The organism is Aquabacterium sp. CECT 9606, assembly GCF_918741295.1.
Lineage (GTDB): Bacteria > Pseudomonadota > Gammaproteobacteria > Burkholderiales > Burkholderiaceae_C > Aquabacterium.
The window spans coordinates 388,169-412,595 of the sequence record NZ_CAKKNB010000002.1 but is presented as its reverse complement, the minus strand read 5'-3'; the positions used below and the strand labels follow the sequence as shown (position 1 = coordinate 412,595).

23 protein-coding genes are annotated in these 24,427 nt (G+C 65.2%); 22 read left to right on the top strand and 1 reads right to left on the bottom strand.

Annotated features, from left to right (window positions below; genetic code table 11):
• The first annotated feature begins 7 nt into the window (after positions 1 to 7).
• The 8 genes from tssF (at position 8) to LQ232_RS09525 (ending at position 10,118) form a co-directional block, all read left to right on the top strand.
• The gene (gene tssF, locus LQ232_RS09560) at positions 8 to 1,882 is read left to right on the top strand and encodes a type VI secretion system baseplate subunit TssF (RefSeq protein WP_230180090.1); all 1,875 of its coding nucleotides are present in this window, start codon (positions 8 to 10) and stop codon (positions 1,880 to 1,882) included.
• Positions 1,883 to 1,893: 11 nt separating this feature from the next.
• Positions 1,894 to 2,934, top strand: a complete 1,041-nt coding sequence (tssG, locus tag LQ232_RS09555; RefSeq protein WP_230180089.1) for a type VI secretion system baseplate subunit TssG — start codon at positions 1,894 to 1,896, stop codon at positions 2,932 to 2,934.
• 32 nt (positions 2,935 to 2,966) lie between these two features.
• Entirely contained in the window at positions 2,967 to 5,702 is a 2,736-nt protein-coding gene (gene tssH, locus LQ232_RS09550) for a type VI secretion system ATPase TssH (RefSeq protein ID WP_230180088.1), read from the top strand.
• An 11-nt stretch (positions 5,703 to 5,713) separates the two neighbouring features.
• On the top strand, positions 5,714 to 6,694 hold the full coding sequence (locus LQ232_RS09545) for a hypothetical protein (RefSeq protein ID WP_230180087.1): 981 nt from the start codon (positions 5,714 to 5,716) through the stop codon (positions 6,692 to 6,694).
• A gap of 51 nt (positions 6,695 to 6,745) precedes the next feature.
• Positions 6,746 to 7,756: a M35 family metallo-endopeptidase gene (locus tag LQ232_RS09540; protein WP_230180086.1), complete on the top strand. Its 1,011-nt coding sequence runs from the start codon at positions 6,746 to 6,748 to the stop codon at positions 7,754 to 7,756.
• 98 nt (positions 7,757 to 7,854) lie between these two features.
• Positions 7,855 to 8,181 carry a hypothetical protein gene (locus LQ232_RS09535; protein WP_230180085.1) on the top strand — a complete coding sequence of 109 codons (327 nt, stop codon included), beginning with the start codon at positions 7,855 to 7,857 and terminating at the stop codon, positions 8,179 to 8,181.
• Between the two features lie 27 nt (positions 8,182 to 8,208).
• The gene (locus tag LQ232_RS09530) at positions 8,209 to 9,216 is read left to right on the top strand and encodes a hypothetical protein (RefSeq protein WP_230180084.1); all 1,008 of its coding nucleotides are present in this window, start codon (positions 8,209 to 8,211) and stop codon (positions 9,214 to 9,216) included.
• 8 nt (positions 9,217 to 9,224) lie between these two features.
• On the top strand, positions 9,225 to 10,118 hold the full coding sequence (locus LQ232_RS09525; RefSeq protein ID WP_230180083.1) for a hypothetical protein: 894 nt from the start codon (positions 9,225 to 9,227) through the stop codon (positions 10,116 to 10,118).
• Here the strand turns inward: LQ232_RS09525 and LQ232_RS09520 are convergent.
• Positions 10,093 to 11,412: a type VI secretion system contractile sheath domain-containing protein gene (locus LQ232_RS09520; protein WP_230180082.1), complete on the bottom strand. Its 1,320-nt coding sequence runs from the start codon at positions 11,410 to 11,412 to the stop codon at positions 10,093 to 10,095. The two genes, LQ232_RS09525 and LQ232_RS09520, sit on opposite strands and share 26 nt — an antisense overlap.
• 37 nt (positions 11,413 to 11,449) lie before the next feature.
• On the opposite strand from LQ232_RS09520, the gene LQ232_RS09515 reads away from it, so the two are divergent.
• The 14 genes from LQ232_RS09515 (at position 11,450) to LQ232_RS09450 (ending at position 24,365) form a co-directional block, all read left to right on the top strand.
• A complete protein-coding gene (locus LQ232_RS09515; RefSeq protein ID WP_371820166.1) occupies positions 11,450 to 12,796 on the top strand; it encodes a tetratricopeptide repeat protein in 1,347 nt (448 codons plus the stop codon).
• Between the two features lie 15 nt (positions 12,797 to 12,811).
• Entirely contained in the window at positions 12,812 to 14,809 is a 1,998-nt protein-coding gene (locus tag LQ232_RS09510) for a type VI secretion system Vgr family protein (RefSeq protein ID WP_230180080.1), read from the top strand.
• A gap of 6 nt (positions 14,810 to 14,815) precedes the next feature.
• Positions 14,816 to 15,925, top strand: coding sequence for a DUF6861 domain-containing protein (locus LQ232_RS09505; RefSeq protein ID WP_230180079.1), 1,110 nt, complete (start codon positions 14,816 to 14,818; stop codon positions 15,923 to 15,925).
• A 12-nt stretch (positions 15,926 to 15,937) separates the two neighbouring features.
• Positions 15,938 to 16,264, top strand: coding sequence for a hypothetical protein (locus tag LQ232_RS09500; RefSeq protein ID WP_230180078.1), 327 nt, complete (start codon positions 15,938 to 15,940; stop codon positions 16,262 to 16,264).
• 148 nt (positions 16,265 to 16,412) lie between these two features.
• A complete protein-coding gene (locus tag LQ232_RS09495) occupies positions 16,413 to 16,937 on the top strand; it encodes a pentapeptide repeat-containing protein (RefSeq protein ID WP_230180077.1) in 525 nt (174 codons plus the stop codon).
• Positions 16,938 to 17,423 (top strand): SMI1/KNR4 family protein, encoded by a 486-nt coding sequence (locus tag LQ232_RS09490; RefSeq protein ID WP_230180076.1) that lies wholly within the window; start codon positions 16,938 to 16,940, stop codon positions 17,421 to 17,423. It begins immediately after the preceding gene.
• 30 nt (positions 17,424 to 17,453) lie between these two features.
• Complete coding sequence (locus tag LQ232_RS09485) at positions 17,454 to 17,813, top strand: hypothetical protein (RefSeq protein ID WP_230180075.1); 360 nt, start codon at positions 17,454 to 17,456, stop codon at positions 17,811 to 17,813.
• Between the two features lie 4 nt (positions 17,814 to 17,817).
• Positions 17,818 to 18,234: an immunity 70 family protein gene (locus tag LQ232_RS09480; RefSeq protein ID WP_230180074.1), complete on the top strand. Its 417-nt coding sequence runs from the start codon at positions 17,818 to 17,820 to the stop codon at positions 18,232 to 18,234.
• Between the two features lie 123 nt (positions 18,235 to 18,357).
• Positions 18,358 to 18,897, top strand: coding sequence for a DUF4123 domain-containing protein (locus LQ232_RS09475; RefSeq protein WP_230180073.1), 540 nt, complete (start codon positions 18,358 to 18,360; stop codon positions 18,895 to 18,897).
• A gap of 8 nt (positions 18,898 to 18,905) precedes the next feature.
• Positions 18,906 to 20,615, top strand: a complete 1,710-nt coding sequence (locus LQ232_RS09470; RefSeq protein WP_230180072.1) for a hypothetical protein — start codon at positions 18,906 to 18,908, stop codon at positions 20,613 to 20,615.
• Positions 20,615 to 21,439, top strand: coding sequence for a hypothetical protein (locus LQ232_RS09465; protein ID WP_230180071.1), 825 nt, complete (start codon positions 20,615 to 20,617; stop codon positions 21,437 to 21,439). The genes LQ232_RS09470 and LQ232_RS09465 overlap by 1 nt, the downstream gene beginning before the upstream one ends.
• A gap of 9 nt (positions 21,440 to 21,448) precedes the next feature.
• Positions 21,449 to 23,191 (top strand): type VI secretion system-associated FHA domain protein TagH, encoded by a 1,743-nt coding sequence (gene tagH, locus LQ232_RS09460; RefSeq protein WP_230180070.1) that lies wholly within the window; start codon positions 21,449 to 21,451, stop codon positions 23,189 to 23,191.
• Between the two features lie 18 nt (positions 23,192 to 23,209).
• Entirely contained in the window at positions 23,210 to 23,968 is a 759-nt protein-coding gene (locus LQ232_RS09455; RefSeq protein ID WP_230180069.1) for a PP2C family serine/threonine-protein phosphatase, read from the top strand.
• Between the two features lie 10 nt (positions 23,969 to 23,978).
• Positions 23,979 to 24,365: a DUF4280 domain-containing protein gene (locus tag LQ232_RS09450; protein ID WP_230180068.1), complete on the top strand. Its 387-nt coding sequence runs from the start codon at positions 23,979 to 23,981 to the stop codon at positions 24,363 to 24,365.
• Positions 24,366 to 24,427 lie beyond the last annotated feature (62 nt).

Sequence of the window (24,427 nt, the reverse complement as noted above, 5' to 3'; positions counted from 1 at the left end):
GAGCTTCATGGACCCGCGACTGCTGCGCTATTACAACCAGGAATTGCAGCATCTGCGCGAGATGGGGGCCGAGTTCGCCCAGCAGTTCCCCAAGATCGCAGGCCGCCTGGGCATCGATGGCATCGAGGTCAACGACCCGTATGTAGAGCGCCTGCTGGAGGGCTTTGCCTTTTTGACCGCGCGCGTGCAGCTCAAGCTGGACGCCGAGTTCCCGCGCTTCACGCAGCGCCTGCTGGAGATCGTGCACCCGCACTTTTTGGCGCCCACGCCGGCCATGCTGATCGCCCAACTGCAGCCCGACCTCGGCGACAGCAACCTGGCGCGCGGCGTGACCGTGCCCCGCGGCAGCCCCATGCGCGGCAGCCAGGTCGCCAAGGACGAAACCGCCTGCCAGTTCCGCACCGCCCACGACGTGACCCTGTGGCCGCTGGAGATCACTGGCGTCGAGTACTTCAGCTACGCGGCTGACCTGCCCTTGTCCACACTGGCCGTGGGCCGCAAAGTCAAGGGCGGCCTGCGCCTGAAGCTGCGCACCACGGCAGGCGTCAACTTCAACCAATTGGCCTTGAACGACCTGCGCCTGCACCTCAGCGGCAGCGACGACATCGCCTACAAGCTGCACGAGCGCGTGCTGGGCAGCACCATTGGGGCGCTCGTCATGCCGGGTGGCAAAGGCAGCACGCAGCACACCTTCCTGCCCGCCACCGCAGTGCAGCCCGTGGGCTTTGACGACGAGCACGCGCTGCTGCCCTTGAGCCTGCGCGGCTTCTCGGGCTACCGCCTGCTGCAAGAGTACTTCGCGTTTCCGCAGCGCTTTTTGTTCTTCGACCTGCAAGGTGTGGGCGATGCCTTGCGCGCACAAGGCGGCACCGAGGCCGAGATCGTGCTGCTGTTCGACCGCGCCGATGCCTCGCTGGAGAGCGTGGTCGATGCCAGTAACCTGGCCCTGAACTGCACCCCGGCCATCAACCTGTTCGAACGCCGCTGCGACCGCATCCATGTCACGCCCACGCAGAACGATTACCATGTGCTGGTGGACCGCACCAGGCCGATGGACTTCGAGATCTACGACCTGCTGGAGGTGAACGGCTATGGCGTGGGCATCGACAGCGAGCGGCGGTTTTTGCCCTTCTACGCGGCCTTCCACACCGAAGACCGCCAGCACAACGCCTACTACGCCATCCAGCGCGAACCGCGCCTGCTGTCGACCACGCAAAAGCGCAACGGCGCGCGCTCGTCTTACGTGGGCACGGAGATGTACATCTCGCTGGTGGACCCGCGCGAGGCGCCCTACCCCGGCGACTTGCGCCAACTGGGCCTGAGCGCCCTGTGCACCAACCGCGACCTGCCCTTGCTGATGCCCGTGGGCCTGGGCCAAAGCGACCTGACGCTCGACGACTCGGCACCGGTCAAGGCCATCCGCGTGCTCAAGGGGCCGTCCAAGCCATTGTCGGCCTTGCGCGAAGGCGGCATCGCCTGGAAGTTCGTCAACCAGTTGTCGCTCAATTATTTGTCGCTGCTCGACACCGATGCGCACCAAGGCGCTGCCGCCCTGCGCGAGTTGCTCACCCTGTACGCTGACAACGGCGACGGCGGCATGCTCAAGCAGATCGAAGGCCTGCGCTCGGTCAGCACGCAGCCCATCGTGCGGCGCCTGCCCATGCCCGGCCCCATCACCTTCGGGCGCGGCCTGGCCATCAACCTCGAGGTTGATGAAATGGCCTTCCAGGGCCTGAGCGCCTTCCTGTTCGGCGCCGTGCTGGAGAACTTCTTCGCGCGGCATGTGTCGATCAACGCCTTCACCGAAACCACGCTGCGCTCGCAGTCGCGCGGTGACATCAAGCGCTGGGTGCCGCGCGTTGGCACGCGGGCGATCATCTGATGGTGCCCGACGTGCCTCCCAGCGATCCGTTCGCGGCCCTGGCCGCCGAACCGTACCGCTACGACTTCTTCCACGCCTTGCGCTGGATCGAAGCCGCGCACCCCGGCAAGCCGCGCCTGGGCACGGCCCGCAAGCCCGCGGATGAGCCTTTGCGGCTGGGCCAGACGGCCGACCTGGGTTTTGCGCCCAGCACCTTGTCCTCATTCAAGTACGGCGTGAATGGCGCGATGCCCCGCCTGGAGGTGCGCTTCTTTGGTTTGTTCGGCCCCAATGGCCCGCTGCCGCTGCACCTGACCGAGCACGCGCGCGAGCGCATCCTGCACAAGGGCGACCACACCTTCTCGCGCTTCGCCGACCTGTTCCACCACCGGCTGCTGCTGCTGTTCTACCGCGCCTGGGCGCAGGCCCAGCCCACCGTCAGCCTGGACCGGCCCAACCAGGACCGCTTCGCCGATTACGTGGGCTCGCTGGTGGGCATTGGCGGCCCCACGTGGCGCCAGCGCGATGCCGCGCCCGATCACATCAAGCTGTACTTTGCCGGCCAGCTGTCGCGCCAGGTGCGCAATGCCGAAGGGCTGGAATCGCTGCTCAGCGGCTACCTGCGCCAACGCGTGCGCATCGAAACCTTCGTCGGCCACTGGATGACGCTGCCGGTCAGCGAACGCACGCGCATGGAACGCGGTGGCGGCATCAGCTCGCAACTCGGATCAGGCGCCGTGCTGGGCGGCAAGGTCTGGGACCGGCAGCACAAGTTCCGCATCCACATCGGTCCATTGAGCCTGGCCCAGTACGAAGCTTTCTTGCCCGATGGCCCGGCCATGGCCGGCGTGACCGCGCTGGTGCGCCAGTACTTCAGCATGGAGCTGGACTGGGACGTGCGCCTGCATTTGCGCAGCACCGACGTGCCCGCCACGCGCCCTGGTCTGAATGGCCGCCTGGGGTGGACGAGCTGGGTCGGCAAACGCCGCCAGACCGGCCACGCCGACTCGCTCACCCTGCACCCCGAATCCTGGCGACGGCCTTCCCAAGGCCCCCGCGCTACCGCCGCTTAAACACAAACGTTCTGACTGAAAGGATCCCCACCATGGGAGAAATCAACCGCGTCACCCTGTTCGGCAAACTCAACAGCACGGGCTACAAGGCCGTCGAAGGCGCCACCGTGTTCTGCAAGCTGCGGGGCAATCCTTACGTCGAGCTGGAGCACTGGGTCGCGCAGATCGTGCAGAACCCCGACAGCGACTGGCACCGCATCATCAAGCACTACGGCCTGGACACCTCGGTGCTGGCCAAGGACATCACCACCGCGTTGGACCGCCTGCCGCGCGGCGCCACCGCCATCTCCGACCTGTCGGACAACATCAGCCAGGCCGTCGAACGCGGCTGGGTGTATGGCTCGCTGATGTTCGGTGACAGCGCCGTGCGCACCGGCTACCTGCTGCTGGGCATGCTCAAGACCAGCTTCCTGCGCAACGCCCTGTTCGCCATCTCGCGCCAGTTCGAGAAGGTCAAGCCCGATGACCTGAGCGAGAACCTCGCCAAGATCATCGAAGGCTCGCCCGAAGATGGCCTGGGCGCCAGCGATGGCTCCGGCGTGGGCGGTGCGCCCGGCGAAGCCAGCGGTGCCTTGGCCCCCGCCCAGATGGGCAAGCAGGAAGCCCTGAAGAAGTTCACGGTGGACCTGACCGAGCAAGCGCGCAGCGGCAAGATGGACCCCATCGTGGGCCGCGACGACGAGATCCGCCAGGTGGTTGACATCCTGATGCGCCGACGCCAGAACAACCCCATCCTGGTCGGTGAGGCCGGTGTCGGCAAGACCGCCGTGGTCGAAGGCTTCGCGCAGCGCATCGCGCGTGGCGACGTGCCACCTTCGCTGAAAGACGTCGAACTGCGCTCGCTGGACGTGGGCCTGCTGCAAGCGGGCGCCAGCATGAAGGGCGAGTTCGAGCAACGCCTGCGCGCCGTCATCGACGAAGTGCAGGCCAGCCCCAAGCCCATCATCCTGTTCGTCGATGAAACCCACACGCTGGTGGGCGCGGGCGGTGCCGCCGGCACGGGCGACGCCGCCAACCTGCTCAAGCCCGCCCTGGCGCGTGGCACCTTGCGCACCGTGGGCGCCACCACCTTCGCCGAGTACAAGAAGCACATCGAGAAAGACCCCGCGCTGACCCGCCGCTTCCAGACCGTGACGGTGGACGAGCCCACGGAAGAGCGCGCGATTTTGATGATGCGCGGCGTGGCCTCGACCATGGAAAAACACCACAAGGTGCAGATCCTGGACGAAGCGCTGGAAGCCGCCGTCAAGCTGTCGCACCGCTACATCCCCGCGCGCCAGCTGCCTGACAAATCCGTCAGCCTGCTGGACACCGCCTGCGCCCGCGTGGCCGTGAGCCTGCATGCCACGCCCGCTGAAGTGGACGACTGCCGCAAGCGCATCGAGGCCCTGGAAACCGAGCTGGGCATCATCGGCCGCGAGAAGGCCATCGGCATCGACATCGGCAAGCGCGAAACCGACGCCACCGAATTCCTGGCCACTGAGCGCACGCGCCTGGCCAGCCTGGAAGAGCGCTGGAACAGCGAACGCACCCTGGTCGATGAACTGCTGGCCCTGCGCGCCAAGCTGCGCGCCGGCATCCGCCCGGTGGAAGGCACGGGCAGCCCGCTGGAGGCCGCGGCCGAAGCCGTGGCGGCCGTAGAAGCCCCGGTGCAAAGCGCCGAGCAGGCCGAAGCCGAACGCACCGCCCTGCTGGCCCAACTGAAAGAAGTGCAAGACAAGCTGACCACGCTGCAAGGCGAGACCCCGCTGATCCTGCCCACGGTGGATTACCAGGCCGTGGCCGCCGTGGTCGGCGACTGGACCGGCATCCCCGTCGGCCGCATGGCGCGCAACGAGATCGAAACCATCCTGAACGTGTCCTCGCTGCTGGCGCAACGCGTGATCGGACAAGACCACGCGATGGAGATGATCGCCAAGCGCATCCAGACCTCGCGCGCGGGCCTGGACAACCCCAGCAAGCCCATCGGCGTGTTCATGCTGGCGGGCACCTCGGGCGTCGGCAAAACCGAAACCGCGCTGGCCCTGGCCGAAGCCCTGTATGGCGGTGAGCAGAACATCATCACCATCAACATGAGCGAGTACCAGGAAGCGCACACCGTGAGCACGCTGAAGGGCGCGCCTCCCGGCTACGTGGGCTATGGCGAAGGCGGCGTGCTAACCGAAGCCGTGCGCCGCAAGCCCTACAGCGTGGTGCTGCTGGATGAGGTCGAGAAGGCCCACCCCGATGTGCACGAGATGTTCTTCCAGGTCTTCGACAAGGGCTTCATGGAAGACGGCGAAGGCCGCTTCATCGACTTCAAGAACACCTTGATCCTGTTGACGACGAATGCAGGCACCGACCTGATCGCGGGCCTGTGCAAAGACCCCGACCTGATGCCCGACCCAGAAGGCATGGCCAAGGCCCTGCGCGAGCCACTGCTCAAGATCTTCCCGCCCGCGCTGCTGGGCCGCCTGGTCGCGATCCCCTACTACCCGCTGTCCGACGCCATGCTGGGCGAGATCGTCAAGCTGCAACTCAAGCGCATCAAGAAGCGCGTCGAGGCCCGCTACAAGATCCCCTTCAACTTCAGCGAGGACGTGGTCAAGCTGGTCGTGTCGCGCTGCACCGAAGGCGAATCGGGCGGCCGCATGATCGACGCGATCCTGACCAACACCATGTTGCCCGATGTCTCGCGCGAGTTCCTCACGCGGATGATGGAGGGCCAGGAGATCAAGGGTGTGAACGTTGGCGTGACCAACGGTGAGTTCAGCTACGACTTCGCCTGAAAGGGGCTGTCATGCCTGAAATGCGCTTCCTCAAGACCAAGGACGAGCGGCTCACCGACACGCTTGACTACGTCAAGGCCAACTTGTCCACCGTCGACTGGCAGGAGATGGTGGACGAGGTCAACAAGCTGTCGGCCAACCAGCAATCGACCATCGGGGGCATGCTGTCGCTGGGGGCCACGGGCTCCTCGGCCGACCGCACCACCAACCGCGAACCCAGGCGCGCCAAACGCGCCTTGATGCTGGCGACCCGGCTGTTCCTCACCGACCCGGCCTTTCTGGCGATCGAGCTGGCCCGCGTCAAGGTCTTGCCTGAAACTTCGGAGCCGGACCTGCTGGCCGAAATGCGCAGCTGGTTCACCATCCCAGGCGTCACGCCCGGCATGGTGGCCGACGATGCCCTGGCCAACATCGCCTCCATGCCCAACTGGCAGAACGTGAACGTGCCGCCATCCCTGGCGGTGCGCGGGCAGTACAAGCAAGGCGCCGCCTACGAGTTCAACTGCTACAACGCGGTCGTGTTCTGGGCTTTCCAGGCGGGCGCCATCTCGCGCCGCTTCCTGTTCAACAAGCTGCATGGTCAGGACGGCAACCACTTCTTCCCGGTGTTTTCAAGCTGCGGCTGGTTGACCGACATCGAGTACAAGCTGGCAACGCCACCCGAACTGGTGACCAACAAATTCGGGACTGGCAAGTGGATCGTGCCCAAGGGCATGGCCGTTTACTTCGTCACGCCGCACAAGGTGTTCGGCCACGTGGCCTTGTCCTTGGGCGACGGCCGGATCATCAGCCAGAACGCCGTCATCCCGGCCTTCCCTGACAAGATCAAGGACGAAGACCGCGTGGCAGTGACCGAGATGAACCACGCCAAGACGCACATCATCCAGATCAAGCATTTCTGGGACATCCACTACAACCCCCAGAACGGTTACCACAAGCTGCAGCACACGGCGACAGGCTTCTGGGAAGCCTTCCTGGTGGCCGAGCGCTGATCCGAGCCCCTCCTGCAACCAACCGCCGCCTGGCGACCAACAGGATCCTTCATGAACGTCTTCACCGATGTCTACAACAAGTCGGTTGACCTGCTGAAATCCCCCACACTGGACGACAGCTGGAAAACCATCGAGGCCAACCTCAAGACCTTGCTGGAAGCCGACGGCCCCAATGCCGGCAAGGCCAAGGTGCTGGATGACTTGCGCGACCAGCTCAAGAAAGCCAGCAAAGGCAAGGCGGTGGCCAAGACCGCCATGGCCGAAGAAATCGCCAAGGCCAGCAAGACGGGCACTGCGGGCTACCAGGACCGCGCCGCCCTCATCAAGACCATGCAGCACTTCCACATGGTCGAGAAAAAGGGCGACCAAAGCATCTGGGTGGTCGATCCGCCCAAGGCCTTCGTCACCTGGCCCTACGACCAGTTGGCGGGCAAGAGCGAAGCCGACCTGAAGGCCGAGTTGCAGTCCGACACCGAGGTGTTTGGCAAGGGCAACCGCAAGATGATGTCGGACTCGCTGCAACTGGCCCGCAAGTGGTCGGCCGACGTCCAGATCAAGTTGGGCTCGCCCAACGCCAAGACGCTTGAAAAGATCAAGCGCTGGTTCCACGCCGAGGGCGCCTCGGCCGATGAGGTCGCGGCCACGGCCAAAACCCTGGCCGATGGCTTCAAGAAGATCCACGCCAGCTGCAATTCATCGCGCGTGATTTTCTCGGATCGGCCTCACCTTCGGGCCAGCGGTGAATGGGACAACGTGTACGCCTCGGTCAATGAGGCGGACGCCATGCCCGTCATCTACATCTTCCAGGTGTTCCTGACCGCGGGCAAGCGCAACGCGCTGGGCAGCATCCCCAAGCTGTGGCTGTGCGCGCTGACCGTGGTGCACGAGTTGTCGCACAAGCTGGTCAAGACCGACGACATCCGCTATGACGATGACGGCCTCAAGCCGGGAGACAGCTTCTCGGCCGAACAGGCCCTCAAGAATGCCGACAGCTGGGCCTACTTTGCCGCCGACATGGTGGGCGCCTTGACCAAAGGCACCATCACCAAGGTCCTGACATGAACGCCTGGCCCGCCGCGCTCTCAAGCATGCTCTGGCTGCTGAGTATGACGGCTTGGTCATGCCCCCCCACACACGCAGCCGCCCCTCCGGAGAAAACCATGGAAAGCCCCAAACGCCGAGTCCCCAGTGTTGCCCCCATGGTGGCGGGCAGCACCCGCTACGAAGTCGTGCGCGGCGCCCGCTCACGCGGCTTTGCGCAGAACGGCGGCGTCATCGCGGCCATCGACGTGGCCAGTGGCCAAGAGCTCTGGACGCTGATGCTCTATGAAACCACCTACGACGCCCAGGAAGAGAAAGACGTGCAAGACCGCTTCATCACCGAGATGAGCCTGAGCCCCGACCGCCAAAGCCTGCTGGTCAAAAGCGAGAACAAAAAGACCTACCTGGTCAAGCTGGTCGACCGCGCCGTCACCGTTCAACCCTGACACCCCCCATCAAGGCAGTAACACACCATGGCCACCACCACCCTGACACGCGCCGACTACATCGGCATGGGCGCGATCGCCAATGCCCGCCGCGACCTACTGCAACAGACCTTCAAGGGCACCCAGCTCAAGTTCGGCTCCACCGACAAGGTGGCCGCGGCCAAGAAGCTGATGGCCTCGGCCAAGAAGGCGCGCTCCTCAAGCAACAAGCTGGCAGGCCCGGCCAAGACCACCGCCAGCAGCGTCTCGGCCATCCCGGGCGTTGAAAAGGCGGTGAAGGAATTCATCGTGCAGTGCGCTGACCTGGAGGGCATCGAGGATGTGATCGAGGCCATCACTTCGGCCGTGCTGGCCGACATCATTGCCGAGATCGTGCCCGTGGTTGGGGTGCTGGTCAGTGGCGGCAAGCTCGCCAAGGCGGGCAAGGCCGTGGTCGAAGACGGCTACAACCTGTACCAGTGCCGCAACTACAAGAAGGGCTTCCTGCGGGGCGACCCGGTGGCTGCGGCCGAGGCGGTGCAGACCCTCATCCAGCGCGACCTGGCCCGGCATTCGGTCCAACTGGCGCAGCAGGCCACGGCCACGGGCGCCAAGATCGCCGGGCTGTTCGCCGACATGGGCACCGGTACCACGGCCGCCATCGGTTTGGCCAATGCCCTGGCCAGCCTGGGCCTGGAGCTGTTCTCGCTGGGCCTGTCCATCAAGGACATGCGCGCGGGCAACCGCCGCCTGGCCACGCCTGAAACGCTCGACCTCACGGTGTTCGAGGACTGCCCCATCCTGGGCTGCTACCTGCTGACCTGCGCCGACACCTCGTCGGTGGCCAACTTCTTCGTGGCCGACATCGGCCTGCCGGGCTGGATGGACAAGGTCGAGAAGATGAAGAAGACCCAGATGGACCCGCTGCTCAAGATCGCGCGCAAAAACATCGCGTCCTCGCGCATCCAGCTGGAAGGGTTGTCGCAGAACAAGGCCACGCACCAGAGCAAGGGCTTCTTTGCGTCGATCAAACGCAAGGCCGCCAAGCTGGTGTGAGCCACGCCATGCGCCTGGAATGCGTGGTGTGCGGCACAGGGCTCACCGCGCGGTCACCCGGCGCAACAGGGCCTTACCCCATCTGCCACGCGGTGCCTTGCCGCATGGTGCTGGATCAGCGCGCCACGATGAGCGAGGCGGCCTTTGCAAGGCACCTGCACTGGCGGGCCAGGAACACGCGCGAGCAACGCGCCCGCGCCCGCGCCGAGGACGAACGCCTGCGGGCTTTGACGGTGGCCGAGTCCGTGGAGAACCTGGTCCAGTGGGCTGCGGTCGAGGCCCATTTGCCCGGCCACCAAGCTGATCAATTCATCCGGCTGGCCCTGCCCAGTGGCCCCACGCGCCAACGAAAACTGGCGCAAGGCCGGCGCCACACTTACCGCAATCACTTGAAGGACATCATTGCCCAGGCCAACTTGGCCGGCGATGAAGCGCCACCCGCCGACACGGTGGCCACCGCGAGCAGGTCAACACTGCCCGGCCAGGTTTGCGCCCTGTGCCGTGGTGGCTGCTGCACCCGCGGCGGAGACACCGCCTACCTGTCGGCTGACACCATGCGCCGCGTCATGGCGCAACAGCCCCATTGGCGGCCTGAACAGGTGATGTCGGCCTACCTAGATCGCCTGGCCCCCAAGACGCAGGTGGGCTCGTGCATCAACCACACGGCCAGTGGCTGCGCCCTGCCGCGCGAGATGCGCTCGGACGTCTGCAACCGCTACCTGTGCGAATCACAAAAAGAACTGCAAGGCCGCCTGGACGAAGCCCCTGCCCTGCGCGGCGTGGTGGTGGTTCAGCGCCGCCAGGACCACTGGAGCCGGCACCTGCCGGACTGCGACAACGGCATCGTCGGCGCGACCAGCATCAGCGAATCAGGCCTCAACCCAGGGCCTGGAACCCCATGACGCGCACCGCATTGCGGTGTTTGTAGCTCAGCAAGGGCATGAGGCCCAAGGCCAGCAGGCGGTCGCCCACGGTCTCGCTCAGGTTGGCCTCGGCGCAAGGCAGCAAGTGCTTTTCGCCATCGCGCTCCAGCACATAGGCGGGCAGGTCTTCGACATCGCGCAGGTCGCCCACGCGCATGTCCCAGCCACGGTCCATGAAGGATTGGCCGATGAGCTGCGCGCAGGCCAGCGCGCCATTGCCCCACAAAGCATGCTCGTGCACGAAGGCGGGCGCCATCTCTTCAAAGGGCCCGGCCGCGATGGGGTCGGTGGCTTGGCCATAGGGCAGGCGCAACAGGATGCGTGGCCAGGCCAGGTGCACACCAGCAGCCTCGGGCGTGCGCCTGAAAGCGTCCCAACGCGCTTGCTCATCCGCAGCCATGCCAGGCCACTGCGAGGGGTCCACGGCTTCCGCCAAAGAAGGCACGCCCACCACGGCCGATTGAGCGGCGGCCATGAAGGCGCCCCCCACCTGGCGGGCCAAGGCGCCCAGCGCGGCCAGCAGGCGCAGATCCGCCTCGGACGGTCCGAAGGCTTGCAGGCCCACGAGCAGTGACACGGCGGCCAGGTCTTCATCCGGCTCGGCCAGGCGCTTGAGCGCGTTCGCCAAGCTGGTCGGGCCCGCGGCCGCATCGGCCTGCAACTCGGCTTGGCTCACGTCCAACAGGTACAACTGCAGGTCACCGTCCAGGTCCAGGCTGCGCACCAGTTGTTGCACGCCCAGCCACGCGGCTTCCAGCGCTTGAAAGGCCGGGTGGTGCAAGACCGCGCGCATCAGATCGGCCTGCGCGGCTTGCTGTGCGGCCACGGCCTGGGCATGGCCCGCTGGCGCCTCGGGCACCAGAGAGGGCGCCACGATTTGCTGGATCAAGGCATCCAGGCCCGTGCTGACCGAAGGCTCGGGCTTGCGGCCCAGCAGGCGCTCCAGTGTCGAGGCGTCGGTCTCACGGGAGGTGGCGGGCGCGGCCGCGCTCACCATGGGCAAGCGTCTGGCCAGCTGATCGGGGTGGAAGTCGTCCAGCGCGCCAAATGCCAGCGCCAGCCGGCCATTCTCGGCGCCTGGCAAGGGCAAGGACAAGGCGGGTGCCAGGCGTTTGAACACGGCCTCAAGGTTGTCGATGTCCACGCGCTGAGGCGCACGCTGCGCCAAGGGCTTGGGGTGGGCCTGCGCCCGCAGGCCGCGGCCGCTGAAGTCACCCAGCACCACGATCCGAAAAGGCCCATGGTGCAAACCAAAATCCAATCGTCCTGTCATGACCCCACCTCCGAAATAATTGCCGACATAATGGGACATGCCCGCCAAAAGACACTCAAGTTTGCCTGGAAAAGCGCTTCAACATGTCAGCTTGAAAGACGCCTTGCCCATCGCCATGCAGTTGCATCAAAACGGCCACTTGGAAGCAGCGCAACAAATGTACGAGCGCATTCTGCGGCTCACGCCAAGGCAAGCCAACGCCGTTCACTTCCTGGGGGTGCTGCACCACCAGATGGGCCGCAGTGAGCAGGCCGTCAAGCACATCCGCCGCTCGCTCGAACTCGATCCCAAGGTGCCCGACTGGTACAACAACCTGGGCAATGTGCTGCTGGAATCCAAGCAACTGGCCGAGGCCGCCGATGCGTACGAGCAAGCGGCCGAGATGTCGCCCGGCAACGCCACCATCCTGAACAACCTGGGCGCCCTGCGGCGCGCGCAAGAGCGCTTTGAAGAAGCCGAGGTGGCCTACACCAAGGCCCTGGCCCTGGACGCCACGCGCCCCGAGGCGCACAACAACCTGGGCAACCTGCTGCGGCTGCAGGGTCGCACGCAAGAGTCCCTGCAGCACTTCTGCGAAGCCCTGATCCTCAACCCCAAGCAGCACCACGCCCGCAAGATGCTGGGCATCGCGTACTACACGCTCAAGCGCTTCGACGAGGCCGCCAAGGTCTACCGCGAATGGCTGCTTGAGGAGCCCGACAACCCCGTGCCCAAGCACTACCTGGCCGCCTGCACCGGGCAGGACGTGCCCGACCGCGCCGACGATGCCTACGTGGCCAACACCTTCGACGAGTTCGCCGACAGCTTCGACGCCAACCTGGAAATGCTCACTTACCGCGCGCCGCAACATGTGGGCGACGTGGTCAAGCGCCTGGGCGGCACGCCGGCCAAGCAATGGCAGGTGCTCGACGCCGGCTGCGGCACCGGCTTGTGCGGCCCGCTGATCGCGCCCTATGCCCAGCGCCTGGTCGGCATCGACCTGTCTGGCCAGATGCTGGCCAAGGCCCAACCCCGGCAGGTGTACGACGAGCTGATCAAGGCCGAGCTGACCGCTTTTCTGCAGGCGCAACACCAAGCCTATGACCTGATTGTGTCGGCCGACACCCTGTGCTACTTTGGCAAGCTGGAAGCGGTGTCCGAGGCCGCACGGCGCGCCCTGGCCCCCGGCGGCTGGCTGGTCTTCACCGTGGAGAGCCTGGAAGGCGGCGATGCTTCAGAGCAGTACCACCTCAACCCCCACGGACGCTACAGCCACCGCAAGGCCCATGTCGAGTACGTGCTTGGCCAGGCGGGCTTCACGCACATTGGCGCCGAATCCATTCACCTTCGCAACGAAGGCGGCGTGCCGGTGCCAGGCTGGCTCTTCACCGCGCAACACCCTTAACCTCAGGACCCCACCATGCCCGTACCACCCCGTCTGATGGAGATCAGCACGCCGCTGGGCAACGACGTGCTGCTGATGCGATCCATGTCGGCCACCGAGTCGCTGGGCCAGCTTTACGAGTTCAACATCAGCGCGCTGTCTGACGACAAGGGCATCGCGGTCAACGACCTGCTGGGCAAGCCCATCACCGTCAAGCTGGAGCTGGCCGATGGCGGCAAACGCGAGTTCAGCGGCATCGTCACGCGCTTTGGCCAGGTGGGCTTTGTGGGCCGCCTGTTCGAATACCAACTGGTGGTCTGCCCCTGGCTGTGGCTGCTCACGCGCACCCACGATTGCCGCGTCTTCCAGAACAAGTCGGTGCCCGACATCATCAAGCAGATCTTCGAGAAGTACTCCTCCGACTTCTCTGACAAGCTGACCGGCAGCCACCCGGTGCGCGAGTATTGCGTGCAGTACCGCGAAAGCGACTTCAACTTCGTCAGCCGCCTGATGGAAGAGGAAGGCATCTACTACTACTTCGAGCACAAAGACAGCAAGCACACGCTGGTGCTGGCCAACAAGGACAGCGCCCACACGCCCTACGCCGGCCATGCCGAGATGGTTTACCGCGAGACGCTGTCTGGCGCCATTGACCTGGAGGCGATCACGCGCTGGCAGTTCAACCACGAGATCCGCACCGGCAAGGTCTCGCTGACCGACTACAACTTCACCACGCCCTCGACCAACCTGCTGGCCAACGCCGAGCTGGCGCGCTCGCACTCGCACGCCAGCGGCGAGGTCTACGACTACCCCGGCCGGCACCTGGTCAAGGCCGATGGCGAACGCTATGCCAACCTGCGGCTGGAAGGCTTTCAGTCGCTGCACGCGCAGGTCTACGGCGAAGGCAATGTGCGCGGCCTGGTCACCGGTTCGCGCTTCACGCTGAAAGAGTTCCCGCGCGAGGACCAGAACCGCGAGCACATCGTCACCTCCACCCGCATCCAGATGGGCTATGGCGAGTACGAAGGGCAAAGCGGCGCGGCGCCTTACTTCAATTGCCAGTTCACCGCGCTGGACAGCCGCGAGGTGTTCCGCTCGCCCGATCGCGCCATCCGCGTTCGCGTGGCGGGCCCGCAAACGGCCATCGTGGTCGGCCCCAGCGGCGACGAGATCCACACCGACGAGTACGGCCGCGTGAAGATCCAGTTCTACTGGGACCGCGAAGGCAAGAAAGACGAGAACAGCTCCTGCTGGGTGCGCGTGTCATCGCCCTGGGCGGGCAAGAACTGGGGAATGATCAACATCCCGCGCATCGGGCAAGAAGTAGTAGTCGACTTTTTGGAAGGCGACCCGGACCAACCCCTCATCACCGGCCGCGTCTACAACGCCGAACAGACGGTGCCCTACAAGCTGCCCGACCACGCCACGGTCAGCACGCTCAAGAGCCAATCCAGCAAGGGCGGCAGCACATCGACCTCGAACGAGCTGCGCTTCGAAGACAAGATGGGCTCCGAGCACGTCTGGCTGCAGGCCGAGAAAGACTTCCTGCGCAACGTCAAGAACGACTCGTCGCACTCGGTGGGCAACGACGAGTTCGTGACCATCAAGAACGACCTGACCGAGAAGGTCGGCAACGACCACCAGCTGGAAGTGGGCAAGGACTTCAAGCACAAGGTGGGCGGCGACATGCACCTGCAAACGGCCACCGACCTGATGATCAAGTCGGGCGGCCAGTACAGCCTCAAGTCGGCCAAGGACCTGGCGGGCGAGGCGGGCACCGGCGTGTCCTTCAAGGCCGGCACCGATGTGCACATCAAGGCTGGCATGAACGTCACCCTGGAGGCCGGCGTGATGCTCACGCTCAAGGCGGGTGGCAGCTCCATCGTGCTGGGCCCGGCCGGCGTGGCCATCGTGGGCGCGCCCCTGGTCAACATCAACTCCGGCGGCGGTGGCAGCGGCGCGCAACCCGTGGCCCCCGCCGCCCCGGCCGACCCGGCCGCGCCCAAGGACTTCGCGGACCCGCTGGCGTCCTGATCCGCCATGAGCCGCTGGACCAACTGGCTGGGGCCACTGGATTGCACCGACAACCTCAAGGCCTTGAAAGAGGCTTATGAGATCGGTGTGATGGAGATGCCTGCCGAGGTTTACAAGGAAACGGGCTACCAGCTCAACCAGTTCCTCGACGCCCTGATTCCGGGCTTGATCCAGGCCTTGATCGCCCTGGCGGCCAGCACGGCGCTGGGCGGTGCGATCGGCGCGGTGGTCGGGGCCTTCTTTGGTGGCGCGGGCGCCATTCCGGGTGCGGTGGGTGGTGCCGCCGTGGGTTTCGACCTGGGCCTGGCGGTGTTGGGCTGGTTGGGGCTGGGCTTCCTGGCCTATTCCATTGGGCACAGCCTGGGCGAACTCACGGCCCTGCTGGAGCTGGCCGTGCGCCGCGCCTGGGATGCCCCGAACTCACCGCAACCGCGCGTGCAGATCCGACTGGCGGGCAAAGACTTCGCCCGCAGCGGTGCAATCCTGATCCGCCTGGTGCTGCAAGGCATCGCCATGTGGCTGACCCAGAAAGGCGTCAACAAGATCGGCGAGTTGGTGGCCGAGTTGCGCAAAAGCAAGCTGGGGCCACGATTTGCGGCCTGGGTGGAAGAAAACGCGGCGACCTTGATGCGGGATCCGAGGCTCAAGCCGCACCGGGGGCAGGGCTCGGCGGCCAAAGAGGTGGTGTCGGAGGCGCAGTCGCCGAGCAAGTTGGCGAATCGGCCGAAGGAGGAGGCACCACCACCACCACCACCACCACCACCGCCGCCGCCGCCAAAAAACACTTTCCCCAAAACACCGGAGGAAATGAGCAAAGCTCTTGGTGTCGAGCCTAAAAAAATAGGCACGACCCCTGACGGGACAACTCGTGTGACATGGGAGCCCAATGCCAACACCCGAATTCGCTACGAAAGCCATCCAGAAGGCTTGCAGCCGTCAGAGCCCGGATTCAACCCCCGCCATCACGGTGAGCACTACCATATCGAGATGAAGCCCGACGGGATTTCTTGGAATCAAGCCAATAAGCAAGGCCTGATCACCAAGGCCAAACCGGCAAACTATCAACCGGGAACAGGGACAGGCTTTTTGCCCGGAGAGCCGTTTCCCGGCCAATGATTGGAAACAAATATGTTTGATTTTTTAAAGCTGAGCCTGAATGACGCAGAAATAGAAAGCGTCACGGCCAAACGAGAGCAACTGATCGTCAACTACAAAAACTGGAAAGAGGAGTCGTGCACTCTTGTCTTCTCAGAAGTGGCTGGGTACCAATGGTTCAGTCCCGAGGGGAAATCCCTCAGCCACGGCACCATAGAAACCGACGATCCGTTGCTGGCGCACGCGTGTGAAGCAGCGGAAGAAGACTCCCTGATTGGATTCAAAATCTATTCTTTTGTATCCGCATGGAGTAATTCGAAAATTTTAAGAATCGTTGCAAAAGACGTGAGTCAGGCCTGACTGAACAGGTCCCGCCGAGATCTTCACGGCCCACCGCGCATCAAGAATGGCCACTGACGCAGTCGATCCTCAGCTTCAGGAATCAGCATGAACCGCCTAAACCAGGAAAAGGCAGAGGATGCCTTCCAACAATTCCTGATGGAGATGGATGGCCGCGGGCTCATCAAGAATGAGAAAACTGAATAAGCCAGAGTTCGAAGCCTTGGTGGCCGGGCAAAAAACAGGTCCTCAGGACAGCCCCGAGAATGACCTCCGCGACATCGAGATCTCGGACACCCCCGTCCAGAATCTGGACGGCGTCACCATTGCCATGAGCCGCTTGTCCAGACTATCGTTCGGCCTGGGCAGCAGTTTGCAAGGTTCAACCTGGATCGGCAACGAGATCCTGGACTGCACCTTCTCGGACACAGCGATGAATAAAAGCGAGATGCTGGACTGCGTCATCGAAGCATGCCGGCTCAATCGCACAAGCCTGTTTCGGGCCGATTGGTCCGGCTCGGTGTTCAAGCGTTGCACCCTGGAAGGGCTGGATCTTTCCACAACCTGCCTGATCAACACCTTGTTCGAGGACTGCACTTTCACGCAGGTGCAGCTTATGCCAGGGGAAATTCTGAACGGTCGGCAAACCGTGTCGTTCGACCCCATCGGAAAACGGCAGAACACAGCGGCCTGAATGGAGATGTCCATGACCGGACACGCAGACACTTCCATGAACATTGCATTCACAGGCAGCGCTGCTGCGGCCAACGACACTGAGCTGGCAGAGTTCGAACAGCGCTCCGGGCTGACCCTGCCCGCTGCGTACAGGGATTTCTTGACCCGACACAATGGCGGCGCACCCAGCCCCAAACGATTCACCACCCAGGACGGGAAGGTCGAATCAATGGTGGCCTGGTTCTTCCCGCTGGCTGGCGACGGAGAAAACAGCCTGTGGCATGAGTTCGAAGGGTTCACGTTGGCAGGGCAGATCCCACGGCAGATCCTGCCGATTGCCCGTGACCCGGCGGACAATCGCATTGTGCTGTCGACCACCGGACGTGATGCTGGGCATGTTTACTATTGGTCTTGGGATGAAGAGCCGGACCCCACGACTTGCTCGCGTCGCTACATGAGGTTGATTGCCCCTGATTTCCGGGCTTGGCTGAACATGCTTCGCTGAACCCTGTCTCAGCAGCGCCGCACCCTTGCCATGAACAAGACAGAAGCCCAGGAAAAATTTGAAGCGTTCTTGATGATCATGGATGATCAGCTGGGAGCCTTGAATGACGAAGCTGCGAAAAGAGACATCCAGCTGGATTCATCGTTGGGCGAAATGGTGAGGCTCAGGTTCGGGGGTACATGGCACTTGCCCCTGAACGATGAAAAGAACATCAACTTCAATGCCCCGGTGATCGTGGGCCACACGCCGATCGCCGGTCTGGAGTTCGCGCCACTGTCCGTGATGCGTGCTTATGCTTTGCGCAGAAAACCTGGGACATTGCGGCGCGCTGTCGAAGCCGACATCCACATCAAGCCGGTTGATCTCAGCGGGCTGATTGAACCGGAGTGATGCCATGACCATCGGCCTGCAGGTCGCGAACATCACCAGCGAAATTGGCGCGTCCAGTTTCTTCCACGCCTTCTTTTCCACCATCTCGGGAAACCTGGAGCCCAAGGGCTGGGGATCGAGGTTCCCCACCTTGATGAACGACCTGTACCAAGGCACGCTGACCGCGGACAAGAACCAGGCCTGCCTGCGCGAGATGAACATCGTCAAGGAAGAGCTGCGGCGGCTGCCACCGGCCAGGGTAATCTGGGACTACGAAGACCGCAGCAAGGCGCCTCCCTGGGGAACGAACATCGCCAAGGACATCACAGACCTGTCCAACTACTTCGTCACTTCCACCGGCCGCGATCTCATCGACACCATCCTGGACGCGCTGGACGCGCAGCAGATCACCCAGCAAACCCTGAAGGTCGTGCCCTGCTGAGCAAGGCGGCGCTCAGGCGTTGGCCAGCCCGCGCGTGAACATGCTTCGCTGAAGGCGCAAACACCCCTCAAAAGTCGCGTTTTTTTCGATACCCTCGGGGACACTGTCATTTGGAGTGTCCCCTTGTCCGCACCGTCTTCTTTGCCCCAGCAAAAAGCCACCTTGTGGACCCAGTCCGACGCGCACGTCTACGCGGTGATCGATGCCTCGCAGGTGCCCGGCCTGACCGAGGTGCTGCTCAAGGCCGACATCCTGGGCTGGGACTGCCTGCACCGTGGCGCCCTGCCACCCGATGAGGCCGCCAAGGCCCCCTACCTGGTCGAGCTGAAACCCAACTCGCCCTTCACCGACTGGCTGCTGCTTGATGCCAGCGCCACCATGGACAACTGGGGCGTGCTGGTGGTCAGCGCCCTGGGCCTGCGCCCATTGCGCGAGCACCTGCGCGACCTGAACGAAGCGCAAACGCCGCAAGGCCAGCGCTTCACCCTGCGCTGGTACGACCGCCGCATCCTGCGCGTGCTGTTGCCCAGCTTGTCGGCCCCGCAGTTGCTGCAGTTCTTCGGCCCCATCACCGCCATCGCCCAACCCACGCCCAAAGCGTGGACATGGTGGCGCGAAAGCGTCGGCCAGTTGATGACCGACACCCGAACCCTGGCAGGATGAACCACCCCATGCTGTCACTGAGCCCCCAACAAATGGACCTGCTGGCGCAGGTCGCTCGCGAACGCTTCGTGCACCGCGTGGCCGCCTACTTCGCGCTGCAATGGCCGGCCATGCTGGAGCGCCTGGGTGATCGCTACGGCGCCTTCATCGACCTGGCCGTGCAGCACGCGCAAAAGCACCAACTGGCCGAAGGGCCCTGCGTGGCCCGCTACGTCAACCTGTGGTTCGTGTGGGGCCCGGCCTTTGAAGACAAGCCCGGCTTTGAATGGGCCAAGGACATCCTGGGCGATGCCCGCCGCAGCGAGTTCATCAAACCCCACCAACTGGTGCGCCGCACGCTCGATGAACTGCAACGCCTGCACGCCGCCAGCGCCGGACGCCCGCACACCGGCCTGCCGCCTGCCGACTTCGAAGCCGCCGATGCCCGCGTGGTCGCCGACCTGGCCGACCTGGGCCGCCTGGGCGACGTCGTGCCCAGCAAGGTGCAAGTAGCGCGCCTCAGCTGCGACCTGGACGCCATCGACATCGGCACCATCGACACCGCCTGGCGCCACGAATACCGCCTGACCGACAAGGACTGGCAACGCGCGCCCGGCCCGGCCCCCGCGCCACGCCTGCGCATCAACACCACCCAACCCTTGCCGCCAGCAGGGCTGCACGTGCTGACCCACGCACCCGGCGAAGGCCCGCCCGCGCGCCTGCAAGTGAAGGTGCGCGCGCTGGGTGGCTGCGGCGACCACACCCACCCCCGCGTCGCCTTCACCGGCGGGCATGGCTTGTGGGAGTGGCGCGGCCACGAAGCCACCGCCGTGAGCTGGCCGGTGCACGCCGCCCCCACCTTGCCCGTGCCTGACGGCCTGGTGGCGGGCATTGCCCACGAGGGCTCGCCGCAATGGCACACGCTGCAGGTCGCCAGCTGCGGCCTGCGCGACCACGGTGCCCCGCTGGGCGAGGTTGCCACGCCCGTGTTGAGCTACCCCGCCGACCAGTGGCTGCTGGAGTTGCGCCACACCACCAAGCCCGCCACCTGCCGCTTGGAACGCGACGGCATCGCGCAAGATGGCAGCGCCTGGCAACGCGGCTTTGCCCGCCTGCACGACGACTTCAAAGCCAGCACTGACCAACTGTTGTTGGCCTTTGAACGCACCAGCGGCGCCACCGCCGCGCAACTGGACATCGAGCCCTCGCTGATGGCGGGCCAGGCCGGGCTGAGCTGGGGCTGGCGCGAGGGCCCCCAAGGCCTGCCCGACGAACCCGTGATGCGCCTGGAAGGCTGGCTCGACATGGTCGCCTGCGCCTTGCAACTGCAGCTCAGCGGCGAACTCAGCCTGGCCGGCGCCCGCGCCCGTTTACGCCTGCGCGCCCAAGGCAGCACGCCCTTGCGCACCCGCGTCCTGCGCGACAGCAAGCTGCCCTTGTTGCCCGAGGTGCTGGCCCCCACCGTGGTCAAGCTGCGCTACCCCTTCGAGCTGGAGATGGACCCCATCGTCACCCCCGACCACGTCGCCTTGCACCCCACGATGCCCGCCACCGGCGCCATCGTGGGCGAGGCCGGCCTGCGCGCCAAGCCCGGCAGCGGCGGCGTGCAACTCTTCCTGAGCTTGCGGATCGAGCCGGTGGCCACCACCCTGGCCATCCACGACCCGGTGCTGGGCACCTCGCGGCAAGCGCGCCCGCTGCTGTCCGCCATGACCTTGCTGGACTGGAGCCTGGGCTGATGGAGCGCTTGCTGTTACTGCGAATCGAAGCGGCTGGCTGCCAGGCCGAGGCCGTGCTCAACGGCGTGCCGGTGGCCAGCGTCGATGCGCGCACAGCGCCCGGCACCCACGTGGCCTGCGTCCCGGTGCACGAGTACACCCTGGCTGGCGGCAACCGCCTGGGCCTGGTGGTCAATCCGCACCCGATCAACCTGCCCGCCAACCAACCCCCACCACCGCCCACCCCCAACGTGGCCGACGGCCACACCTGGGTGAAGCTGCGCTTGCTGCTGCCCCGACAAGGCCAGCCCGCCAGCGAGAACTCGGCGCGCACCCTGGCCCAACTGGATTGGGCCCTGGCCGAGAACGAGGTCTATGAGACCCCGCTGCTGCTGTCCCAAACCGTGGACCTGCCCGTGACCTTCCCACGCTGGCGCTGGCTCGACGCCCCCGTGGTCGACACCACACCCGCCTTGAAGATGCAGGCTTTGGCTTTTCTACAACGCCTGGCCATCGACCTGACCCGAGGCGATCCCGAAAGCCTCATCGCCGCTGCCCGCTTGCGCTTCGAAGAACTGGCCCTGGCCTACCAGCGTGACATCGCCATCGATGTCGGCCGGTTCAGGGCGCACGTGCAGCAACTCAGCGCCAGCAAGACCTTGCGCATCGCCCCACCCACCGCCGCCGACCTGATTCTGCGCCCGGTGGCCGATGGCCGCCTGCTGGAATGCCTGGGCCCCACCGGCCAACCCATCTTGCGCACCCTGCCCACCGAGTCGAGCAGCAGCCACGCCTGGCCCATCCGGCTCGCCGTGGTGGATGGACAGTTCTACGTGTTGAGATAAGCTGCCAACGTGATCACCCTGACCATCCTCACCTTCAACGGCGGCCCCACCGAGCGCCTGTCCGCGTCCTTCGACGAACTGGGCGGCACCATCGGCCGGGCCGACACCAACCAGTTGGTCCTGCCCGACCCCGAACGGACCATCTCGCGCGTGCACGCGCAGGTCGCCTTTCGCAATGGCGGCTTCGCCTTGGTCGACCGGGGCAGCAACCCGGTGCTGGTCAACGGCCGCGCCTTGGGCAATGGCGCTGAAGCGCCCTTGAAGGCGGGCGACCAGGTGCAGATTGGCGGTTATGTGCTGTCGGTTGAAACCAGCGCTGGCGCGGGCGCCGCCGCCCTCGATCCCTTCGCGGACCTGGCCGGTTTCGGCGGTGGCCTGGCAGGCGCGCCACCCGCGTTCGCCCCAACCGCGCCCATGGACCCGTTCGCCTCGCTGGGATCGGGTGCTGGCGGATCGGCTTGGGGCAGCCCTGCGCCGTCGCCTTTTGGCACGCCAAGCCCGGCTGCCACCAGCGCACCGGCTGGCGGCATCCCCCTGGACTGGGATCCCTTCGCGCCCGACCCTGTGCCCGCCAATGACCTGGGCCGCAGCCTGGGCGCCGCGCCGTCGGCCATCCCGGACGACTTCGGCCTGGGCCTGGGCGGCCCTTCTGCCGCGCCCTTGGTGCCCGACGTGGGCATCCGCGCCACCGCCGCAGAAGACTCGATCGACAGCTTGTTCGGCCTGGGCCTGGGCCCTGCCAGCAGCCGCAGCGGAGATCCGCTCGCGGGCTCGCCTTTCCAGGACCCGCTTGCACGACCCAACACCGCTCAAAACGCCGACCCCTTGCGCTCATTCATGAGCGGGCCCGCCTCGGCCGGCAGCGATGCCATGGCCGACAACGTGTCCGAACTGAACACGCCTTTCATCCCGCCCAAGGTGACAGCCCCCAAACCAGTCGCCCCCGCCACCGGCCCTGCCCCACAAGGCGCGGTGCTGTCCTGGGGCGATCAGGCCGGGAGCGCCGAAGGCCGCACCATCATCCGGCCGGCCAGCAAGCCGCCAGCGGCACCGGCCGCCCCATCCAGCACGGCGATGCCCGCACCGGCCTACACGCCCCCCATCCCCGCAGCACCGCCGCGCCCTGCCACCAGCGCGGCCATGGCTGGCAGCGCCGATGTGCAAGCCCTGCTGGCCGCCTTCCGCGAAGGCCTGGGCGTGCCCAGCCTGCAGATCGACGCCCTGACGCCCGAGCTGATGAAGCTCATCGGCCAGTTGCTGCACGAGTCCGCCAAGGGCACGGTCGACCTGCTGGTGGCCCGCGCCGCCCTCAAGCGCGAGATCCGCGCCGAGGTCACCATGATCGTCGCGCGTGAAAACAACCCGCTGAAGTTTTCCCCTTCGGTCGAGGTGGCCCTGACGCACTTGCTGACCCCGCCCGCCCGGGGCTTCATGCAACCCGCCCCCGCCATGCGCGATGCGTATGACGACCTGCGCGCCCACCAGTTCGGCTTCGTCGCCGGCATGAAGGCCGCGTTAGAGGGCGTGCTCAAACGCTTCGACCCGGCCATTCTGGAAGCCAAGCTCACGCAGAAGTCGGTCATCAACAGCCTGCTGCCCGCCACACGCAAGGCCAAGCTCTGGGAGGTCTTTCAAGACCTGTACGGCCAGATCTCGGAAGAGGCCGCCGAAGACTTCCACGACCTGTTCGGCCGCGAATTCCTGCGCGCCTACGAGGCCCACATCGACCAGCTCAAAGACGGCCAGCACTGACTGAAAGAAGCCCCGCCCGTGGAACTTGAAATCGCCATCATCTCCAAGCAAGGCGGCCGCCACTACAACGAAGATGCCTGCGGCCACTGGAACTCCGACCGCCACCTGTGTTGCGTGATGGCCGATGGCGCCGGCGGCCATGGCGGCGGTGACATCGCCTCCAAGCTGGCGGTGCAGAACGTGCTCAACAGCTTCGTCACGCAGCCCGCCACCACCTCGCCACAGCTGCGCGACCTGGTGGTCGGCACCAACCAGGTCATCCTGGACCACCGCATCGAAGGCACCGTGCAGGCCAACATGCACACCACCGTGGCCATGCTGTCCATCGACTTCATCGACCACACCGCGCTGTGGGCCCACGTGGGGGACTCACGCGTGTACTGGTTCCGCCAAGGCCGCATCCAGACCCGCACGCGCGACCACAGCCTGGTGCAGGCCCTGGCCGACGGCGGCCTGATCAAGCCCGAGGACATGCGCACCCACCCCAAGCGCAGCGAGCTGCAATCGGCCCTGGGCACCCCCACCGAGTATCTGCAAGTGGGTGTGCCCGAACAGGCCGTGGCCATTGAAGATGGCGACGTTTTCCTGCTGTGCACCGATGGGCTGTGGGAGTATGTGGACGACGAGGTGCTCGAGCAATCGCTGATCGATGCACACTCGCCGCAAGCCTGGCTGGACGTGCTTGAAGCCACTGTGCTGGCCAACGCCGCCCACAAACCCACCCACGACAACTTCAGCGCCCTGACCGTGTGGACCAGTGCCACGCCTGCCGCCTAAGGAGCCTCACATGCCTCAACAAACCTGCATGGGCGCCACGATGAAGTGCACGTTCGGCCTGGCACCTAGCACGCTGGTGCCCACGCCCAAACCCATCATGACCAGCCACATGGTCGCGGCCAACATCATGGACCACGTGCCCATCATGAACATCCCGCCCTTCGGCATGTGCAACTGCCCGGGCAACCCCATGGTCGCCGCCGCCACCGCCGCCGCAATGGGTGTGTTGACGCCCATGCCTTGCATCCCCAACACGCCCGCCCCCTGGTCGCCCGGCGCCGCCACGGTGATGCTCCAGAACTTCCCGGCGCTGGACAACATCTCCATGCTCACCTGCGTCTGGGGCGGCGTGATCACTTTCGCGAATGCGGGGCAAACCACGCACATGATTCCTTAGCGCTCGCCCAGCCTGCGCAATCCGGTGTTTTGTCACGAAACCCTCGGCGATTTCCCAAAACA

Coding starts and splice junctions, on each gene's coding strand:
- LQ232_RS09540 (WP_230180086.1), top strand. CDS start 6,746: ATGAACGTCTTCACCGATGTCTACAACAAGTCGGTTGACCTGCTGAAA.
- tssH (WP_230180088.1), top strand. CDS start 2,967: ATGGGAGAAATCAACCGCGTCACCCTGTTCGGCAAACTCAACAGCACG.
- LQ232_RS09545 (WP_230180087.1), top strand. CDS start 5,714: ATGCCTGAAATGCGCTTCCTCAAGACCAAGGACGAGCGGCTCACCGAC.
- LQ232_RS09530 (WP_230180084.1), top strand. CDS start 8,209: ATGGCCACCACCACCCTGACACGCGCCGACTACATCGGCATGGGCGCG.
- LQ232_RS09465 (WP_230180071.1), top strand. CDS start 20,615: ATGGAGCGCTTGCTGTTACTGCGAATCGAAGCGGCTGGCTGCCAGGCC.
- LQ232_RS09500 (WP_230180078.1), top strand. CDS start 15,938: ATGTTTGATTTTTTAAAGCTGAGCCTGAATGACGCAGAAATAGAAAGC.
- LQ232_RS09480 (WP_230180074.1), top strand. CDS start 17,818: ATGACCATCGGCCTGCAGGTCGCGAACATCACCAGCGAAATTGGCGCG.
- LQ232_RS09510 (WP_230180080.1), top strand. CDS start 12,812: ATGCCCGTACCACCCCGTCTGATGGAGATCAGCACGCCGCTGGGCAAC.
- LQ232_RS09515 (WP_371820166.1), top strand. CDS start 11,450: ATGCCCGCCAAAAGACACTCAAGTTTGCCTGGAAAAGCGCTTCAACAT.
- LQ232_RS09470 (WP_230180072.1), top strand. CDS start 18,906: ATGCTGTCACTGAGCCCCCAACAAATGGACCTGCTGGCGCAGGTCGCT.
- LQ232_RS09450 (WP_230180068.1), top strand. CDS start 23,979: ATGCCTCAACAAACCTGCATGGGCGCCACGATGAAGTGCACGTTCGGC.
- LQ232_RS09535 (WP_230180085.1), top strand. CDS start 7,855: ATGGAAAGCCCCAAACGCCGAGTCCCCAGTGTTGCCCCCATGGTGGCG.
- tssF (WP_230180090.1), top strand. CDS start 8: ATGGACCCGCGACTGCTGCGCTATTACAACCAGGAATTGCAGCATCTG.
- LQ232_RS09505 (WP_230180079.1), top strand. CDS start 14,816: ATGAGCCGCTGGACCAACTGGCTGGGGCCACTGGATTGCACCGACAAC.
- LQ232_RS09495 (WP_230180077.1), top strand. CDS start 16,413: ATGGCCGCGGGCTCATCAAGAATGAGAAAACTGAATAAGCCAGAGTTC.
- LQ232_RS09485 (WP_230180075.1), top strand. CDS start 17,454: ATGAACAAGACAGAAGCCCAGGAAAAATTTGAAGCGTTCTTGATGATC.
- LQ232_RS09490 (WP_230180076.1), top strand. CDS start 16,938: ATGGAGATGTCCATGACCGGACACGCAGACACTTCCATGAACATTGCA.
- LQ232_RS09525 (WP_230180083.1), top strand. CDS start 9,225: ATGCGCCTGGAATGCGTGGTGTGCGGCACAGGGCTCACCGCGCGGTCA.
- LQ232_RS09520 (WP_230180082.1), bottom strand. CDS start 11,412: ATGACAGGACGATTGGATTTTGGTTTGCACCATGGGCCTTTTCGGATC.